Origin of the sequence: Leifsonia shinshuensis (genome assembly GCF_031456835.1) — a bacterium.
Classification (GTDB): domain Bacteria; phylum Actinomycetota; class Actinomycetes; order Actinomycetales; family Microbacteriaceae; genus Leifsonia; species Leifsonia shinshuensis_C.
In genome coordinates this window covers 1,993,926-2,010,758 of sequence record NZ_JAVDVK010000001.1, presented here as the reverse complement: position 1 = coordinate 2,010,758, position 16,833 = coordinate 1,993,926, and the positions used below count along the sequence as shown (strand labels likewise).

Here is a 16,833-nt window from a genome sequence, read left to right as displayed (position 1 = left end):
GCGGTCCTCCTCTGGCATTCGGCATCTCCGGCGTCTAAACTAATACACCTGAACCATTTTGGGGAGCGATCGTGGACGAGAGCGGATCTGCGGCCCGGAAACGGGGGCCGTACTCGAAGAGCGCCGCCCGGCGGCGGCAGATCGTGCTGGAGGCGTTCCGGCAGTTCTCGGTGCACGGCTATCGCACCAGCTCTCTGCGCGATATCGCTGCTGCCGCGGGTGTGAGTCTCAGCTCGATCCAGCACCATTTCGCCGACAAGGAGGGCCTGCTCCTCGCGGTGCTCGACTACCGCGACGAGCTCGGGGCCGATCCGGTCGGCGGTGTTGAGCGGTTCGACGAGCGGGTCGTCGCGCGGGCGCGGGAGAACCTCAAGACTCCCGGGATCATCGCCTTGTTCACGGTCCTCTCGGCCGAAGCCGTCGCCGAGGATCACCCAGCCCACGGCTACTTCGCGGAGCGCCAGGAGCGCCTCCGCAGGGAGTTCACCGGGGAGTTCGAGCAGCTCTCCGCAGCGGGCCGCCTGCGAGACGGTGTCCACCCGGCCGACGCGGCACGTCTGCTTCTGTCGCTCTGGGAGGGCGTTCAGCTGCAATGGCTCTACGCGCCTGACCGCGTCGACCCGGCATCCGACCTCACCGCGTTCTTCGAGACGGTTCTTCGCACTGATTTGTCAGTTTGATAGAACAAAGTATAGATTCGAGACGGCGCCAGAACCCCCGGACGAAGGAGTCAGCCTGCATGACCGAGCTCGAAAGGCACGACCTGATCACGATCGGTCGTATCGGCGTGGACCTCTACCCGCTGCAAGACGGTGTGGGACTCGAAGACGTCGAGACCTTCGGCAAGTACCTCGGGGGGAGTGCGACCAACGTCGCCATCGCCGCGGCACGTCACGGCCTGCGTTCTGCGGTCATCACGGCGACCGGCGACGACCCCTTCGGGCGCTACGCCCGGCGTGAGCTGCGACGGCTGGGAGTCGACGACCGCTTTGTCGGCACGGACCCCACGCTTAAGACGCCGATCACCTTCTGCGAGATCTTCCCTCCCGACCACTTCCCGCTCTACTTCTACCGGGATCCGATCGCCCCCGACCTCGCGATCACGGCCGAGCAGCTCGACCTCGACGCCATCGCACGGGCGCGCATCTTCTGGGCGACCGTCACCGGTCTCTCGCGCGAGCCGAGCCGCACAGCTCACCTCGCCGCCTGGGAGGCGCGGGGACGGGCGCCGCTCACCGTTCTCGACCTGGATTACCGGCCGATGTTCTGGGATTCGGCCGAGGCGGCGTCGACGCAGGTCAGGCGGGCACTCGAGCATGTCACGGTGGCCGTCGGAAACCGCGAGGAATGCGAGGTCGCGGTCGGCGAGGCGGACCCCGTGCGCGCGGCCGACGCACTCCTGGAGCGCGGCGTCGAGCTGGCAGTCGTGAAGCAGGGCCCGCGAGGGGTGCTCGCCAAGACCCGCACCGAGACGGTCGAGGTCCCTCCCTACGCCGTCCAGGTCGTCAACGGCCTGGGCGCGGGCGACGGCTTCGGCGGCGCGCTCTGCTACGGGCTCCTGCAGGACTGGTCGCTGGAGCGCGTCATCCGCTTCGCCAACATCGCCGGCGCCATCGTCGCGACCCGGCGGGAATGCTCGACCGCGATGCCCACGACCACGGAGGTCGAAGATGTGCTGAAGGGACTCGAGCATGTCGACGGCTGAAGCCTTCGCCCGCCTCCGCGAGCTCCGGCTCAGCGACCCGGGCGCCATCCGGACCGCTCTGGACGCGCGGGCACGGAGACCGCTGGTCCGGGGGGACGGGAGGCTGTTCATCGTCGCGGCCGACCACCCCGCCCGCGGAGCACTCGGCGTCCGGAACGACGGCATGGCGATGGCCGACCGGTACGACCTGCTGGAGCGCCTCACCCTGGCACTTTCGCGTCCGGGGGTGGACGGCGTGCTCGGAACCCCGGACATCGTCGAGGACCTCGCACTGCTCGGTGCGCTCGACGGCAAGGTCGTGGTCGGGTCGATGAACCGCGGCGGGCTGCGCGGCTCTGTCTTCGAGATGGATGATCGCTACACCGGCTACGACGTGCCCTCCGCGGTGCGTGACGGCCTCGATGCGACCAAGCTGCTGCTGCGGGTGAACCTGGAGGACCAGGCGACGGTCCGCACCCTGGAGAGGACGGCGGACGCCGTGACGGCCGCGTCCAGCGCTCGCCTGCCGATCATGCTGGAGCCGTTCATCAGCCGGTGGCAAGACGGCCGCATCGTCAACGACTTGACGGCGGACGCCGTGATCACCTCGATCGCCATCGCTTCCGGGCTGGGGGCGTCGTCGGCGTATACCTGGCTCAAGCTCCCGGTCGTCCCGGAGATGGAGCGGGTCATGAAGTCGACGACCCTGCCGACGCTTCTGCTCGGAGGCGACACCGACGCCGCGCCGGAACAGACGTTCGAGGCCTGGGGCGCAGCACTCGAGCTCCCGGGCGTGCACGGACTCGTCGTCGGCCGTACCCTCCTCTATCCTCCGGACGGCGACGTCGCCGCGGCGGTCGACATCGCCGCCGGGCTCGTCCACGGACACTGACACCGCAATGACCATCGAAGGAACGCCATGACCTCCAACACCCTGCCCGTCGTGCCGCACTGGATCGGCGGCGCCGCGTACCCGTCTGCCAGCGGCCGCACCGCCCCGGTGTTCGATCCCGCACTCGGCGTCGAGACCAAGCGTGTTGCGCTGGCAGACGCCAGCGAGATCGAGGCCGCGATCGCTTCCGCGAAGGCCGCGTTCCCGGCATGGTCGGGGATGTCTCTCGCGAAGCGGCAGACGATCCTGTTCCGGTTCCGGGAGCTGCTGGACGCGCGCAAGGGCGAGCTGGCCGAGATCATCACCAGCGAGCACGGCAAGGTCCTGTCCGACGCGCTGGGCGAGATAAGCCGCGGCCAGGAGGTGGTCGAGTTCGCGACGGGCCTCGCCCACCATCTCAAGGGCGAGTTCTCGGAGGAGGTGTCCACCGGGGTCGATGTGTACTCCACCCGCCAGCCGCTCGGCGTCGTAGGGATCATCTCGCCGTTCAACTTCCCGGCGATGGTTCCGGCCTGGTTCTTCCCCATCGCGATCGCCGCGGGCAACACTGTCGTGCTGAAGCCGTCGGAGAAGGACCCGTCGGCCGCGATCTGGCTGGCGGAGCTGTGGAAGGAGGCCGGCCTGCCCGACGGCGTCTTCACCGTTCTCAACGGCGACAAGGAAGCGGTGGACGGTCTCCTCACCCATCCCGATGTCGCAGCGATCTCCTTCGTCGGCTCGACACCGATCGCCCGCTACGTCTACGAGACCGGCACCCGGCACGGCAAGCGCGTGCAGGCGCTCGGCGGGGCCAAGAACCACATGCTGGTGCTGCCGGACGCCGACCTCGACCTGACGGCCGACTCCGCCATCAACGCCGGGTTCGGATCGGCGGGCGAGCGGTGCATGGCGATCTCCGTCGTGGTCGCCGTCGAGCCGGTCGCGGACGCACTCATCGCGAAGATCGCCGAGCGGATGGCGGCCCTGCGCATCGGCGACGGCCGTCGCGGCTGCGACATGGGTCCGCTGGTCACGAAGCAGCACCGCGACAAGGTCGCCGGCTACATCGACATCGCCGAAGCCGACGGGGCCACGGTCGTGGTCGACGGCCGCACGGTGAACCCGGACGGCGACCCGAACGGCTTCTGGCTCGGCCCGACCCTCCTGGACCGCGTGCCGACCTCGTCCCGGGCGTACACCGAAGAGATCTTCGGCCCGGTGCTCGCGGTCGTCCGCGTCCCCTCTTTCGAGGCGGGCGTCGACCTGATCAACGCCGGCACGTTCGGAAACGGCACCGCCATCTTCACCAACGACGGCGGCGCCGCCCGGCGGTTCCAGAAGGAGGTCCGGGTCGGGATGATCGGCATCAACGTGCCCATCCCGGTCCCTGTCGCGACGTTCTCTTTCGGCGGATGGAAGGACTCGCTGTTCGGCGACACCAAGGCGCACGGCAGCGAAGGCGTGAAGTTCTTCACGCAGCTCAAGGCGATCACCAGCCGCTGGCTCGACCCGTCGCACGGCGGGATCAACCTCGGCTTCCCGAAGAACGACTGAGGCGGGAGCGGCACGACGATGGCGCTGAGCAACGAGTGGTTCTTCCCGCGGGAGAGCCTGGCGGACGGCCCGTGGGAGTCGGTGGTCGACTCCACCCTCCCCGGCTGGCAGCACACCGGCCTGCGCGTGGCGGAGCTCGCGGGGGGCTCGGTGGCGCTCGCGGCGGGCGACGTCGAACGCATCGTGGTGCCGCTCGCCGGGTCGTTCTCGGTGGATCACGAGGGCCGCAGCACACAGCTGGCCGGGAGGTCGAACGTGTTCGACGGCCCGACGGACGTGCTCTACGTCGGCGCGGGGAACGGCCTCTCCATCAGCGGCACCGGCCGCGTCGCGGTCGCCGAAGCGCCGACCGGAATCCGCAAGCCGTCCGTCCACATCCCGCGCGATGCGGTGCCCGTCGAACTGCGCGGCGCGGGGGCGGCCACCCGGCAGGTCCACAACTTCGGCACGCCGGCGGCTCTCGACGCCGCGTCGCTCATCGTGTGCGAGGTGATCACCCCCGCGGGCAACTGGTCGTCGCATCCCGCCCACAAGCACGACGAGCACGTGGACGGTCGTGAGTCGCAGCTCGAGGAGATCTACTACTTCGAGGCGGCGCCCGCCCGAGGTCTGAGCGCCCCGGCCGGCCACGACGCATTCGGCACCTTCGCGACCTACGGTTCCCCTGCGGGCGCCATCGAGACGAACGCCCTGGTGCGCACCGGCGACATCGCGCTCGTGCCGTTCGGATACCACGGGCCGGCCGTCGCGCCGCCCGAGTACGACCTCTACTATCTCAACGTCATGGCGGGCCCGGGTGAGGAGCGCGTCTGGTTGGTCAGCGACGACCCGCGCCAGGCCTGGCTGCGCGACACCTGGGCGACGAAGCAGCAGGACGGACGCCTCCCGTACCTGCCCGCCGCCCCGAACCACGGAGGAGACACGCGATGACCACCCTCAGGATGACCGTCGGCCAGGCGCTCGTCGAGTTCCTGGCGAACCAGTGGACGGTCGACGGCGATGTGCGCGAGCGGACGGTGCCCGGAATGCTCGGTATCTTCGGGCACGGCAACGTCGCCGGCCTCGGCCAGGCGCTGGCGCAGGCGAACGCTGTGGACCCGCGGCTGATGCCCTACTACCAGGCGCGCAACGAGCAGGCCATGGTGCACCAGGCCGTCGGTTACGCGCGCATCCACCGTCGGCGAGCGACGCTTGCGTCGACGGCGTCGGTCGGCCCTGGCGCGGCGAACATGCTCACGGGCGCGGCGCTCGCGACGGCCAACCGTCTCCCGGCCCTGCTGCTGCCGTCCGACACCTTCGCCACCCGTGTCGCCGACCCGGTGCTGCAGCAGCTGGAGCACCCGCACGACCCCGGGATGCAGGTCACCGACGCGTTCCGCCCGGTGTCCCGGTTCTTCGATCGGGTGCAGCGGCCGGAGCAGTTGTTCTCCATCGCGCTCGCCGCGATGCGGGTGCTGACCGACCCGGCCGAGACCGGCGCGGTCACCATCGCGCTTCCGGAGGATGTGCAGGCCGAGGCCCTGGACGTGCCGGCGGAGTTCCTGCAGCCCCGAGAGTGGCGCATCCGGCGTCCGCTGCCGGAGCGCTGGGCCCTCGAGGCGGCGGCGGGCGCGATCCGCGAGGCGAAGCGTCCGTTCATCGTCGCGGGCGGCGGCGTGCTCTACGCCGGCGCCGAGGGCGCACTCCGCGCGTTCGTCGAGGAGACCGGCATCCCGGTGGGAACCACCCAGGCCGGCGGCGGATCCCTCGACTGGGACCACCCGCAGTACCTCGGCGGCGTCGGCGCGACCGGCACGTCGGCCGCCAACCGCCTCGCCGCCGAGGCCGACCTCGTCATCGGCATCGGAACCCGGTACAGCGACTTCACGACAGCCAGCCGCACGGCGTTCCAGGATGCGGACGTCGCCTTCGTGAACATCAACGTCGCCGGCGTCGACGCCTTCAAGCATGGCACGCAGGTCCCCGTGATCGCCGACGCGCGGGAGGCCCTCGACGCTCTGCGCGCAGCGCTCGCCGGAACCGTGGTCGACTCCGGATACCGCGACCGCGTCGTGGACGAGAAGCGGGAGTGGGATGCTGTCGCGGACCGCGCGCTCGCCCCCACGGGGGCCGAGCTGCCCGGCCAGCCGGAGATCATCGGCGCGGTCCAGCGCGCGACGGACCCGCGCGACGTGGTCGTGCAGGCGGCGGGTTCGCTCCCGGGCGACCTCCACAAGCTGTGGCGCGTGCGCGACCCGCTGGGCTACCACGTCGAGTACGCCTTCTCGACGATGGGGTACGAGATCGCCGGCGGCCTCGGCGTGAAGCGCGGGCTGGAGGCTGCCGGCGACGACCGCGACGTGATCGTGATGGTCGGTGACGGCTCCTACCTCATGCTGCACTCCGAGCTGGCCACGGCGATCGCGGAAGGCCTCAAGATCGTGGTGGTCTTGGTCCAGAACCAGGGCTTCGCGTCGATCGGGCATCTCTCCGAGACCGTCGGGTCGCAACGCTACGGAACGCGCTACCGCTATCGCGACGCGGGCGCCGCGAACTTCGAGACCGGAGCCTTCGTACCGGTCGACCTGGCCGCAAACGCCCGCAGCTACGGCGTCGACGTGATCGAGATCGCGCCGGGCGAGGATGCGATCGCCCGACTGTCCGACGCCGTCGCGTCCGCCAAGGCGTCCGACCGGACGACACTGATCCACATCGAGTCGGATCCCTTCGTGTACGCCCCCGACGGCGGAGGGTGGTGGGACGTGCCGGTCGCCGAGGTCTCACGGCTGGAGAGCACGCAGGCGGCCCGCGCCGAATACGAGCGCCTTGCGCGGTCGAGGCGGCCGCTGCTGGGCCGGGAGGACAACCGATGAACGTGACCGTTGCCGGAGCCCCGGTGAGCTTCGGCGTCTTCGAGATGACCCCGGACGGGGCGGCGACGCTCTCGGCTGATGACATCCTGGACATCCTGGCCGAGACCGGATACGCCGGCGTCGACCTCGGCCCCCTCGGATTCCTCGGTCGTGGTCGCGTGCTCCGCGACCGCCTCGCGAGCCGAGGCCTCGAACTGGCCGGCGGCTGGGTCGAGCTCCCCTTCACGGACGACGAGGCCTTCCGGGCGTCGCTCCTCGACCTCGACGCGGCGCTCGCCGTCTTCTCCGAGGCCGCGGAGGCGGCACCGCGTCGGCTGCCGAAGCCCACCCTCGCCGACAGCGGGTCGCCGGAGCGCCGGCGTGCTCCGGGCTCCGGCATCGGCGCACTGGACCCGTCCGGGTGGGAGCGGCTCGCGGCCAATGCGGCCATCGCCGCCGACCGGGTAAGGGCGGCCGGGTTCGAGCCGACCTTCCACCACCACGCGGGCACCTTCGTCGAATCGCCGGAGGAGATCGGCGTCTTCCTCGAGCGCGTCGATGTGGGGCTCACGCTGGACACCGGACACCTCCTCATCGGCGGAGGCGACCCCGTCGCTGCGCTGACGGCCTGGGCCGGCCGGATCAACCACCTCCATCTGAAGGACGTCGACCGGTCCGAGCTGCACGCCGTCCTGTCCGCGGGCGGCGGGATGCGCGAAGTCTGGTCGTCCGGGGCGTTCGTCGCCTTCGGAAGCGGGGACATCGACCTGGCCGCTGTGCTCGCCGCCGTCGAGGCGATCGGGTTCGACGGCTGGATCGTCGTCGAGCAGGATGTCCTGCCGGCGCCGGACGTCTCGCTGCCCGACTTCAGGCGTTCGCGCGCAGCCGACCAGAAGATCAATCGCGACGCACTGCGCCCGTGGTGCTGAGAGAAGGAGCCCCCGTGAACGATTCGCCGATCCGGTTCGGACTGATCGGCACCGGCCGCATCGGTCAGGTGCACGCCCGCAGCATCGCCGAGAACCCACGCACCGCGCTCTCCCGGGTCGCGGATCCCTTCGTGGAGGGAGCCCGCTCGGTCGCCGCCCGCTTCGGCGGCACGCCGACCGACAGCGCCGACGAGCTGCTGGCGGCGGGGGACCTCGACGCGGTCCTGATCGCCTCGCCCACGCCGACGCACGTCCCGCTGATCTCCGCTGCACTCGACGCGGGCCTGCCCGTGCTCTGCGAGAAGCCGATCGACCTCGACCTGGCCGCGGTGGATGCTCTGAGGGGCAGAGTCGCCGCCTCGCCGGTGCCGGTGGCGATCGGCTTCAACCGGCGGTTCGACCCCGCGTTCGCCGACGTCCGTGCGCGCGTCCGGGCCGGCGAGATCGGTGAGCTGGAGCAACTCACGATCACCAGTCGCGACCCGGCCGCGCCGCCCGCGGACTATGTGGGCGTCTCCGGCGGCATCTTCCGGGACATGACCATCCACGACTTCGATATGGCGCGGTTCTTCCTGCCCGACATCGTCGAGGTGCAGGCGTCCGGTTCGACGCTCTTCGACGAGGGGGCTCGACAGCACGGCGACTTCGACACGGCCGTGGTCGTCCTCCGCTCCCGGAGTGGCGCCCTGGTCACCATCGTCAACTCCCGGCACAGTGCCGTGGGGTACGACCAGCGCATGGAGGCGTTCGGTTCGCGGGGGGTGCTGAACGTGGCCAATGCGCCGACCTCGCTCGTCAGCGTGTCCACGGCTGCGGCCGTCGAGGCCCGGCCGCCCTATCAGGACTTCTTCCTCGACCGCTATCGGGAAGCCTACGCCGCCGAGTTGGAGGCGTTCGTCTCGACCGTGCGCGGGGAGCCATCGGAAAGTCCGACCTTCGAGGACGGCCGCGCGGCGCTCGTCCTGGCAGAGGCGGCGCAGCGGTCCGCTGAGACCGGCCGGTCGGTGCCTGTCGACCTCGACTGAGGGGAGCCGGGAGCCGAGTTCAGCGGTCGACGAGGGTGATCTCGAACGAGTACAAATCCGGACGGTAGCAGTGCCGGCCGAACTCGACGACACGGCCGGTGGTGTCGATGGCGGTGCGCGACATGGTCAGCACCGCAGCATCCTTGCCGATGCCGAGCAGCTCGCTCTCGTACGGGGTCGCTTCGCGTGCGCTGATCCGCTGCCGCGCGATGCGCATGTTCACGCCGCGGTGGCGCAGGAGGTCGTAGAGGCCGTGCTCTTCGAGATCCTCCCGGCTGATGTCGGTGGAGTCGGTGGGGAGGGTGTTGTCGAGGACGGCAAGCGGTACGTGACGGGCCAGGCGGAGCCGCACCAGGTGGAGCACAGGCGCGCCGGGCTCGAGAGCGAGCTGTTCCGCCTCCTCCGCCGTCGCGGGCCGCACCTCGTGGTGCAGCACCCGGGTCTCGGGGGACTGGCCGAGCAGTGAGAGGTCTTCGTACAGGCTCGTCAGGCCGAGATCACGGGTCACGCCGCTCTGCACCACCTGCGTTCCGACGCCGCGGCGCCGGATGAGCAGGCCCTTGTCGACGAGTTCCTGGATGGCGCGGCGCACGGTCGGTCTCGACAGTCCGAGGCGCTGGCCCAGCGCGATCTCGTTCTCGAGACGGGCTCCCGGCGGCAGCGACTCGTCGCGGATCGCCTGCTCGAGCGCTGTGGCCAGCTGATGGTACAGCGGGACGGGACTGTTCTTGTTCAGTGCCGTGAGAAGCTCGGCAGGGATGGTGCCCTCGTCCCGGCTCCCCGCCATGCCCGCACCTCCGAGTTTGTACGGACAATGTTACACGGCCCGGAATCCGTGAGCCGCGACCCGGCGGCTTCGTCGGCGATCAGCAGGACGTGCGGATGCGCCTGGAGCACCGACGCAGGGCAGTCGACCGAGATCGGTCCCTCCACTGCTGCCGTGATCGCGTCCGCCTTCCGCTCGCCGATTGCCACGAGGACGATGCGCCGGGCGCGCATGATCGTCCCAAGCCCCTGGGTGAGCGCGTGGGTCGGCACGTCTGCGAGCGACGGGAAGAACCGGGCGTTGTCGAGCCGGGTGCGCTCGCTGAGCTCGACGACGCGCGTGCGCGTGCCGAACGCCGAACCGGGCTCGTTGAACCCGATGTGTCCGTTCGAGCCGATTCCGAGCACCTGGATGTCGACGCCGGACTCCTCGAGTGCCCGCTCGTACTCGTCGGCGGCCGCAGCGAGGTCCGCGGCCGCACCGTCGGGAACGCGCACAACGGCCCGGCGCATGCGCAGCGGGGTCGTGACCGTCCGGTCGATGACGGAGCGGTAGCTCTGGGGGTCGGCGGGGTCGAGGCCGACGTACTCGTCCAGGGCGAAACCCCGCGCGCGCGACAGGTCGAGCTCTCCGCGCTGCACCCGGTCGGCGAGTGTCGAGTAGGCGCCGAGCGGCGAGTCCCCGGTGGCGAGTCCGAGCACGGCGTCCGGCCGCTCGGCGACGACCGCGGCGATCTCGTCCGCGGCGGCCTCGCCGACGTCGGCGGGAGTCGGCAGGACGAGCGTCCGGATCACCGGGCCGCCGCAGCGAGCCCGGGGGTCGCCGGCGTCCGGCCGAAGAGCTCAGTGAGCTGCGGGTGCGCCTCCGTGTAGCCCTGAAGCAGCCGGCGGGCCGTCGGGACGCTCTCCACGAGCGGGTGCAGGGCGAACGCGAGGAGCGCCTCCGACGGGGACCCGGTGAGCGCCGCGGCGATCGCGTGACGCTCGACCTCCTTCACCTGCGCCATCAGACCGAGCTGGTGGAGGCTCGGCGCCGGCACCGACAGCGGATGGGCGCCGTTCGCGTCGACGAGGGTGGGCACCTCGATGACGGCGTCGGCGGGGAGGCCGGCGATCGTGTTGCCGTTGCGGACGTTGAGGATCATCGTCGCCTGCTCGTTCCGGGCGATGGCGTTCATCACGCCGAGTGCGACGCCCGCATAGCCCTGGTCGGCGGGGTCGGAGTCCGCCTCGTGATGGTGCGCCGGCTCGTCCTGGGTGCCACCGGTGGCCTCGGCCATGTACGACGCACTGCGGCGGTCGACGGTGCGCCGCCACAGCCCGGCCTTGTCGTCGGTGTCGCGGGACAGCGTCCAGAACTCGGACTGCGTGCGGGCGAGGAAATCGCCGCGCGTCGTGCCCGCGTCGATGATGGCTCGGACGGCGTCGCGGTTGAAGTAGTAGTAGTAGAGGTACTCGTTGGGGATGACGCCGAGATCGCGGATCCACTCGGTGCCGAAGACCTGGCCCTCCTCGAGCTCGCCGAGCAGCCGGTCGTCCGCGATGAACTCGGGGAGGATGTCGCGGCCGTCGAAGTAGACACCGCGCATCCAGCCGAGGTGGTTGAGCCCGACGTAGTCCATGTGGATGCGGCTCTGGTCCACGTCGAGCGCCGCCGCCACCCGCCGTCCGAGCCCGGACGGGGTGTCGCAGATGCCGACCACGCGGTCGCCGAGGACGCCCTGCATCGCCTCGGTGATGATGCCGGCCGGGTTCGTGAAGTTCATGACGAAGGCGTTCGGCGCCAGCCGCGCGATGGTCTCCGCGACCGAGACCATGACCGGCACCGTCCGGAGCGCGTAGGCGATGCCGCCAGGCCCGGTCGTCTCCTGGCCGAGGACACCGAGGTCGAGCGCGACGTGCTCATCGCAGCGACGCCCCTCCAGGCCACCGACGCGGATCGCGGAGAAGACGAAGTCGCAGCCGGCGATCGATTCCTCGAGCGACGTGGTCGTGGTCAGCCGCGGCGCATCGGGAGTGCCGGCGGCGAGCTGCCGCAGGAGCGCCGCCATCGTCGTGAGCTTCTCGGCGTCCACGTCGTAGAGGCTCACCTCGTCGACACGGGGGCTGCCCATGTCGCGCAGCAGGGCCTGCCAGACGTACGGCGTGCGGAACCCACCACCGCCGAGGATGCTCAACTTCATGCGATCACGACCTCTCCGCCGCTCGCGCGGCACATTTCGATTGCTTCTGCCGGGGCGCCGTCGGTCGTGACGAGCACGTCGACGTCGGAGAGCTCGCACACGCGGAGCGCGCCCGTGCCCGGGAACTTGGCTTCGCTGGCGAGCAGGACGACCTTGTCGCTCGACGCGATCATCGCCTGCTTGAGCGGAGTCTCCACCGCCATGTCGTCCACGATCGCTCCGCCTGCGCGCACACCCGTGCAACTGAGGAACATCACGTCCGCGCTGATCTGCTGCAGCGACGCCGCGGTGATGGATCCGACGAGGGTGCGCATATTGCGGCGGAGCACGCCGCCGAGAAGGACGACGCGCACACTGCTGTCATTGCGGAGCTCGTCGAAGACGGCGAGGTTCGACGTGACGACCGTGATGTCGCGGCCGCGCAGCATCCGGGCGAGGAACGGAGTGGTCGTCCCGATGTCGAGCAGCACCACGCTGCCGTCCTGCACGTAGGGGAGAGCGGCCTTCGCCACGCGGACCTTCAGGTCGATGTCGGCGCTGTCGTCGTACGGCGTCTCGGGCGACTCGGGGCCTTCTTGGACCGTCATGCCCGAGCGCAGCACCGCGCCACCATAGCTGCGCGTGAGCTCGCCGTTTCGATCGAGGATCTCGAGATCCCTCCGGATCGTCGATGCGCTGACGCCGAGCGTCTCGGCCAATTCGGGGACGCTGGCGGCCCCGCTGGCGCGCAACTCGTTGAGGATGCGCTGGCGGCGTTCATTCACGATCATGGTGGACACGATAGCGAAATCTGCTCGAAATACGCAAAGGTGCGCAAAGTTGATCAAACCTGCGCAACGGTGTTACGGTGTCCCGCAACCGTCCGGAGAAGTACGAAGGAGTGAACCGTGCATCACCGTTTGTCCCCACCCGGGGTCCTGCTCTTCACCGGGGACGTGTTCTGCGATCTGATCTTCGCGGGTGCGGACGTGCCGGTCCTCGGTCAGGAGACGTACGCGGATCGCTTCGGCATCGTCGCCGGCGGCGCCGCGATCCGGGCGGTGGCTGCAGCGCGACTCGGTGCGGACTCCCGGCTGGTGTCCACGATGGGCGACGACGTCATCGGATCGCACATCCGCACGACGCTCCGGTCGGAGGCGAACCTCGACCTGGACGAGCTGGTGACCATCTCGGGGTACCAGACCCCGATCAGCGTCGCGATCTCCGGACCCCACGACCGAGGCTTCATCACCTATGTGGAGGAGCACCCCGCCGCGATCCCGCAGCGACGCGACGACGTCGCCGCGGTGCACCTCGACGTCGCGGACGCCGCCCAGCCGTGGGCGACTGAGCTTCGCTCCCGCGGAGCCGTGATGGTCGGAGGCGTCGGCTGGGACGCGAGCGGCGAATGGTCCACCGACCTGCTGGCCGAGCTGGACAAGGTCGACGTTTTCGTCCCGAACCACGACGAGGCGATGGCATACACCCGCACCTCCGACCCGGTGGCAGCGGCCCGGGCGCTTGCAGAGCACGTGGGTCTCGCGGTCGTCACGCGCGGGGCGGGCGGCGTCCTCGCCGTCGACTCCGCGAACGGCGACGAGGCCGAGGTCCCGGGGATCCCGGTCGCGGCCGTCGACCCGACGGGCGCCGGTGACGTGTTCACCGCCGCCCTGATGACCTCCTTCGGCGAGGACTGGACTCTCTCCGAACGGCTCCGGTTCGCCACGGCCGCAGCTGCCTACTCCGTAACGGGGCTGGGCGGCAGCGCGAGCGCCCCGACCGCCCACGAGCTCGTCGGTTTCGTCGAGCGACGAGCCGCGGACTCCGATTGGGGCTTCCTCCACGACTGGACCCGGCGCGCGCCGCTCCAGCAGACCACGGCAACAGAAAGGTAATCCATGAAGAAGCAGTTCACCGCCCTAGCGGTCGGCGCGCTCGCCGCGGCGACCGCGGTCCTCCTCGCGGGATGCGCGCCGGGGTCGTCGCCGGGCGGGTCCGGCGAGTCCAAGACCGCGGCGTCCAAGAGCGTCGAGTCCGGGAAGTACACGCTGACCGTCTGGGATCAGAACAACACCGGTGACATCGACACCGCTCAGAAGAAGCTCAACGCGGCGTTCGAGAAGAAGTACCCGAACATCACGATCAAGCGCAACAGCCAGTCGTTCTCGGACCTGAAGACGACGCTGAAGCTGGCCCTCTCTGGCAACAACCCGCCGGACGTGGTGCAGGCCAACCAGGGCTACCCCGACATGGGCGCGTTCGTCTCCGGCGGCATGCTCACCCCGCTCGACGACTACTCGACGCTGTACGGCTGGAAAGACTACTTCCCGTCGAATCTGCTGGCCCTCAACACATTCAGCTCCGACGGCAAGCACTGGCAGACCGGCAACCTCTACGGGGTCTCGAACACCGGTGAGTTCGTCGGGGTCTACTACAACAAGAAGATCCTGAGCAGCCTGGGCGTCGACGCGCCGAAGACGCTCGACGACCTCACCGCCGACATGGCCAAGGCGAAGGCCGCGGGCATCCAGCCGATGGCATACGGCGACCTCGAGAAGGTGCGCGGCATCCAGCTCTACGGTGTGGTGCAGGCCGCCACGGCCGGCGCGACGGCCGTGCAGGACCTCGTCTCGGCCAAGTCGGGCGCGTGGACGGACAAAGCCAACGTCGATGCCGCCGCCACCATCCAGGACTGGTCGAAGAAGGGCTACCTGCCCGCCGACGCCAACGGCATCTCGCAGGACGCGGCCGTCGCCGACTTCGGCAAGGGCAAGGCCGCGTTCATCATCGACGGGACGTGGGACATGTCGACGATCGGACAGGCTCTCGGCCAGACGAACGCCGGGATGGCGGCGCTCACCCCGGCGGGCGCCTCCGCGCCGGTGACCCAGGGCGGCGAGGGGCTCGCCTGGGCGATCACGTCGAAGTCCGCGCACCCCAACGCAGCAGCGGCCTACATCGACTTCATCTCGGGCAAGTCCAGCGCTCAGACGATGATCGACGCGAACAGCCTGCCGACCGTCCTGCCCGCGGACCACAAGGCGCAGGATGGCTCGCTGCAGGCCAGCGTCTACGACCAGTACACCTCGCTCACCGCGGGCAAGAGCATCGTGCCGTACCTCGACTACACCACGCCGACGTTCTACAACACGCTGACGGCGGCGATGCAGGACCTCACCGCCCAGAAGAGCACTCCGCAGCAGTTCACCCAGACGCTGCAGACCGACTACTCGGGCTTCGTGTCCGGAAACAAGTGATGGCTCAGACCCTCACCGCGACTGCCACCGACGCCACGCGCACCCGCGCGCGGCGCCGGTGGCAGCCCGCCGCCTACCTGTACATCGCACCGGCCGTGCTGGTGCTGGCCGCGTTCATCGTCGTGCCGCTCGTCCAGACGTTCCAGTACTCGTTCTACGACTGGAACGGTATCGGCGCCTCGACGTGGGCGGGGCTGAAGAACTACGCCGCCGTCTTCACCGACGTGCAGCTGCGCGACTCCTTCCTGCACGTGTCCGTCCTCCTCCTCTTCTATGCGGCGCTGCCGGCCGTCCTCGGACTCGGCCTGACGATCGTGCTCTCGCACGCCAACCGGCTGCGCGGGATGGGCTTCTTCCGCACCGTGCTGTTCCTTCCCCAGGTGATCGCTTCGGTCGTCGTCGGCACGATCTGGGTGTCGATATACGCACCTCACGGGCTGCTGAACCAGGTGCTCGGGATGGTCGGCCTGGGCGATCTGGCGCGCGCGTGGCTCGGCGACTACACCTTCGCCCTCGCGGCGATCGGCTTCATCGGCACCTGGGTGAACACCGGGCTCTGCCTCGTCCTCTTCCTCGGCGGCGTGCAGAACATCGAGCCGTCCGTCTTCGAGGCTGCGCGCATCGACGGCGCAGGACCGCTGCGCGAGTTCTTCGGCGTGACGCTCCCGGCCCTGCGAGGGCAGATCGCCATCGCTCTCACGCTGACCGTCACCGCGACTCTGAAGACTTTCGACATCGTGTACATCACCACCCAGGGCGGCCCCGGCACGAGCACCAGCGTTCCGGCGTTCGAGGCCTTCAACCGTGCGTTCAACACCGGGCAGGTGGGCTCTGCCGCGGCCGTCGCGATAGCCCTGACTGTCCTGATCATGGTGATCTCGTGGCTGATCACCCGTTTGCAGCCGAAGGAGACCGCATGAGAATCGGCAGGGTCGAGAAGACGATCGATTACGTGATCCTCAGCGTCTTCGCGGTGTTCGCGCTGCTTCCTCTGGTCGGTGTGCTGTTCTCGTCGGTGATCCCGCCGGCCGAAAACACCGGTGGTTTCCAGCTCCCGCACGCTCTGCGCCTGCAGAACTACACCGACGCGTGGACAGAGGGCCATTTCTCGTCGTACATGCTCTCGAGCATTCTGGTCGCCGTCGCGGTCGTCGTGATCACCTTCGTGCTGGCGACTCTCGCGGGCTACGCGTTCGCGCGCATGACCTTCCCCGGCTCGGGCATCTTGTTCTTCGTCCTGCTCGTGGGGCTCATGCTCCCGGAGGAGGCGTTCATCATCCCGCTGTACTTCAACCTCCGCTCGGCGGGCCTCACCGACACCTATTGGGCCCTGATCCTGCCGCAGACGGCGCAATCGCTCGGCTTCGCAGCGTTCTGGATGCGCAACCATTTCCGGTCGTTCCCCGGCGAGATCATCGAGGCGGCCCGGCTGGACGGCGCAAGCGACCGGCGGCTGCTGTGGCGTGTGCTCGTGCCGGCATCATGGCCGTCGATCGGGACGATGGCCGTCCTGGTCGGCATGTGGACCTGGAACGAGTTCCTGATCCCGCTCGTCATGATCACGCAGGATCAGCTGCGCACCGCACCGTTGGGCCTCGCCTTCTTCCAGGGCCAGCACATGACGAACTACTCGCTGCTCTCAGCGGCCGGCATCCTGATCGCGCTGCCGATCGTCATCCTCTACCTCGTCCTGCAACGACGGCTGATCAGCGGTATCGCCGGCGGCGTCGGCACCCGCTGAGCGCCCGGCTGACG

Annotated in this window: 16 protein-coding genes; 12 read left to right on the top strand and 4 right to left on the bottom strand. The window is 69.6% G+C overall.

Annotated features, from left to right (window positions below; genetic code table 11):
• Positions 1-143: 143 nt before the first annotated feature.
• From J2W45_RS09860 to iolG, 8 genes are read left to right on the top strand one after another with little or no spacing between them, the layout of a single operon-like run.
• On the top strand, positions 144-680 hold the full coding sequence (locus J2W45_RS09860) for a TetR/AcrR family transcriptional regulator (RefSeq protein ID WP_310131290.1): 537 nt from the start codon (positions 144-146) through the stop codon (positions 678-680).
• Between the two features lie 59 nt (positions 681-739).
• Positions 740-1,705, top strand: a complete 966-nt coding sequence (iolC, locus tag J2W45_RS09855) for a 5-dehydro-2-deoxygluconokinase (protein WP_310131289.1) — start codon at positions 740-742, stop codon at positions 1,703-1,705.
• Entirely contained in the window at positions 1,692-2,576 is an 885-nt protein-coding gene (locus tag J2W45_RS09850) for a class I fructose-bisphosphate aldolase (protein WP_310131288.1), read from the top strand. The genes iolC and J2W45_RS09850 overlap by 14 nt, the downstream gene beginning before the upstream one ends.
• A gap of 27 nt (positions 2,577-2,603) precedes the next feature.
• The gene (locus J2W45_RS09845; protein WP_310131287.1) at positions 2,604-4,109 is read left to right on the top strand and encodes a CoA-acylating methylmalonate-semialdehyde dehydrogenase; all 1,506 of its coding nucleotides are present in this window, start codon (positions 2,604-2,606) and stop codon (positions 4,107-4,109) included.
• Between the two features lie 18 nt (positions 4,110-4,127).
• Complete coding sequence (iolB, locus tag J2W45_RS09840; protein WP_310131284.1) at positions 4,128-5,039, top strand: 5-deoxy-glucuronate isomerase; 912 nt, start codon at positions 4,128-4,130, stop codon at positions 5,037-5,039.
• Entirely contained in the window at positions 5,036-6,961 is a 1,926-nt protein-coding gene (gene iolD, locus J2W45_RS09835) for a 3D-(3,5/4)-trihydroxycyclohexane-1,2-dione acylhydrolase (decyclizing) (protein ID WP_310131282.1), read from the top strand. The genes iolB and iolD overlap by 4 nt, the downstream gene beginning before the upstream one ends.
• The gene (locus J2W45_RS09830; RefSeq protein WP_310131279.1) at positions 6,958-7,869 is read left to right on the top strand and encodes a sugar phosphate isomerase/epimerase family protein; all 912 of its coding nucleotides are present in this window, start codon (positions 6,958-6,960) and stop codon (positions 7,867-7,869) included. Before iolD ends, J2W45_RS09830 begins: the two co-directional genes overlap by 4 nt.
• Before the next feature lie 14 nt (positions 7,870-7,883).
• Complete coding sequence (gene iolG / locus J2W45_RS09825; RefSeq protein WP_310131276.1) at positions 7,884-8,894, top strand: inositol 2-dehydrogenase; 1,011 nt, start codon at positions 7,884-7,886, stop codon at positions 8,892-8,894.
• Positions 8,895-8,913: 19 nt separating this feature from the next.
• Here iolG and J2W45_RS09820 read toward each other — a convergent pair whose 3' ends face one another.
• From J2W45_RS09820 to J2W45_RS09805, 4 genes are read right to left on the bottom strand one after another with little or no spacing between them, the layout of a single operon-like run.
• Complete coding sequence (locus tag J2W45_RS09820; protein ID WP_310131273.1) at positions 8,914-9,681, bottom strand: GntR family transcriptional regulator; 768 nt, start codon at positions 9,679-9,681, stop codon at positions 8,914-8,916.
• Positions 9,627-10,451 carry a glucosamine-6-phosphate deaminase gene (locus J2W45_RS09815; protein WP_310134999.1) on the bottom strand — a complete coding sequence of 275 codons (825 nt, stop codon included), beginning with the start codon at positions 10,449-10,451 and terminating at the stop codon, positions 9,627-9,629. Before J2W45_RS09815 ends, J2W45_RS09820 begins: the two co-directional genes overlap by 55 nt.
• Complete coding sequence (locus tag J2W45_RS09810) at positions 10,451-11,842, bottom strand: 6-phospho-beta-glucosidase (RefSeq protein ID WP_310131271.1); 1,392 nt, start codon at positions 11,840-11,842, stop codon at positions 10,451-10,453. The genes J2W45_RS09815 and J2W45_RS09810 overlap by 1 nt, the downstream gene beginning before the upstream one ends.
• Complete coding sequence (locus J2W45_RS09805) at positions 11,839-12,612, bottom strand: DeoR/GlpR family DNA-binding transcription regulator (RefSeq protein WP_310131269.1); 774 nt, start codon at positions 12,610-12,612, stop codon at positions 11,839-11,841. The genes J2W45_RS09810 and J2W45_RS09805 overlap by 4 nt, the downstream gene beginning before the upstream one ends.
• 117 nt (positions 12,613-12,729) lie before the next feature.
• On the opposite strand from J2W45_RS09805, the gene J2W45_RS09800 reads away from it, so the two are divergent.
• Genes J2W45_RS09800 through J2W45_RS09785 form a run of 4 tightly spaced genes read left to right on the top strand, consistent with a single transcriptional unit; the run spans position 12,730 to position 16,819 of the window.
• Complete coding sequence (locus tag J2W45_RS09800) at positions 12,730-13,716, top strand: carbohydrate kinase family protein (protein ID WP_310131267.1); 987 nt, start codon at positions 12,730-12,732, stop codon at positions 13,714-13,716.
• Positions 13,717-13,719: 3 nt separating this feature from the next.
• Entirely contained in the window at positions 13,720-15,078 is a 1,359-nt protein-coding gene (locus J2W45_RS09795; RefSeq protein WP_310131266.1) for an extracellular solute-binding protein, read from the top strand.
• A complete protein-coding gene (locus J2W45_RS09790) occupies positions 15,078-15,998 on the top strand; it encodes a carbohydrate ABC transporter permease (protein WP_310131263.1) in 921 nt (306 codons plus the stop codon). Before J2W45_RS09795 ends, J2W45_RS09790 begins: the two co-directional genes overlap by 1 nt.
• Positions 15,995-16,819 (top strand): carbohydrate ABC transporter permease, encoded by an 825-nt coding sequence (locus J2W45_RS09785; protein WP_310131261.1) that lies wholly within the window; start codon positions 15,995-15,997, stop codon positions 16,817-16,819. Before J2W45_RS09790 ends, J2W45_RS09785 begins: the two co-directional genes overlap by 4 nt.
• Positions 16,820-16,833 lie beyond the last annotated feature (14 nt).

Bases quoted from the DNA above. Each gene is read 5' to 3' on its own strand.
- iolC (WP_310131289.1), top strand. From the start codon at position 740: ATGACCGAGCTCGAAAGGCACGACCTGATCACGATCGGTCGTATCGGC.
- J2W45_RS09850 (WP_310131288.1), top strand. From the start codon at position 1,692: ATGTCGACGGCTGAAGCCTTCGCCCGCCTCCGCGAGCTCCGGCTCAGC.
- J2W45_RS09845 (WP_310131287.1), top strand. From the start codon at position 2,604: ATGACCTCCAACACCCTGCCCGTCGTGCCGCACTGGATCGGCGGCGCC.
- iolB (WP_310131284.1), top strand. From the start codon at position 4,128: ATGGCGCTGAGCAACGAGTGGTTCTTCCCGCGGGAGAGCCTGGCGGAC.
- iolD (WP_310131282.1), top strand. From the start codon at position 5,036: ATGACCACCCTCAGGATGACCGTCGGCCAGGCGCTCGTCGAGTTCCTG.
- J2W45_RS09830 (WP_310131279.1), top strand. From the start codon at position 6,958: ATGAACGTGACCGTTGCCGGAGCCCCGGTGAGCTTCGGCGTCTTCGAG.
- J2W45_RS09820 (WP_310131273.1), bottom strand. From the start codon at position 9,681: ATGGCGGGGAGCCGGGACGAGGGCACCATCCCTGCCGAGCTTCTCACG.
- J2W45_RS09810 (WP_310131271.1), bottom strand. From the start codon at position 11,842: ATGAAGTTGAGCATCCTCGGCGGTGGTGGGTTCCGCACGCCGTACGTC.
- J2W45_RS09805 (WP_310131269.1), bottom strand. From the start codon at position 12,612: ATGATCGTGAATGAACGCCGCCAGCGCATCCTCAACGAGTTGCGCGCC.
- J2W45_RS09795 (WP_310131266.1), top strand. From the start codon at position 13,720: ATGAAGAAGCAGTTCACCGCCCTAGCGGTCGGCGCGCTCGCCGCGGCG.
- J2W45_RS09790 (WP_310131263.1), top strand. From the start codon at position 15,078: ATGGCTCAGACCCTCACCGCGACTGCCACCGACGCCACGCGCACCCGC.
- J2W45_RS09785 (WP_310131261.1), top strand. From the start codon at position 15,995: ATGAGAATCGGCAGGGTCGAGAAGACGATCGATTACGTGATCCTCAGC.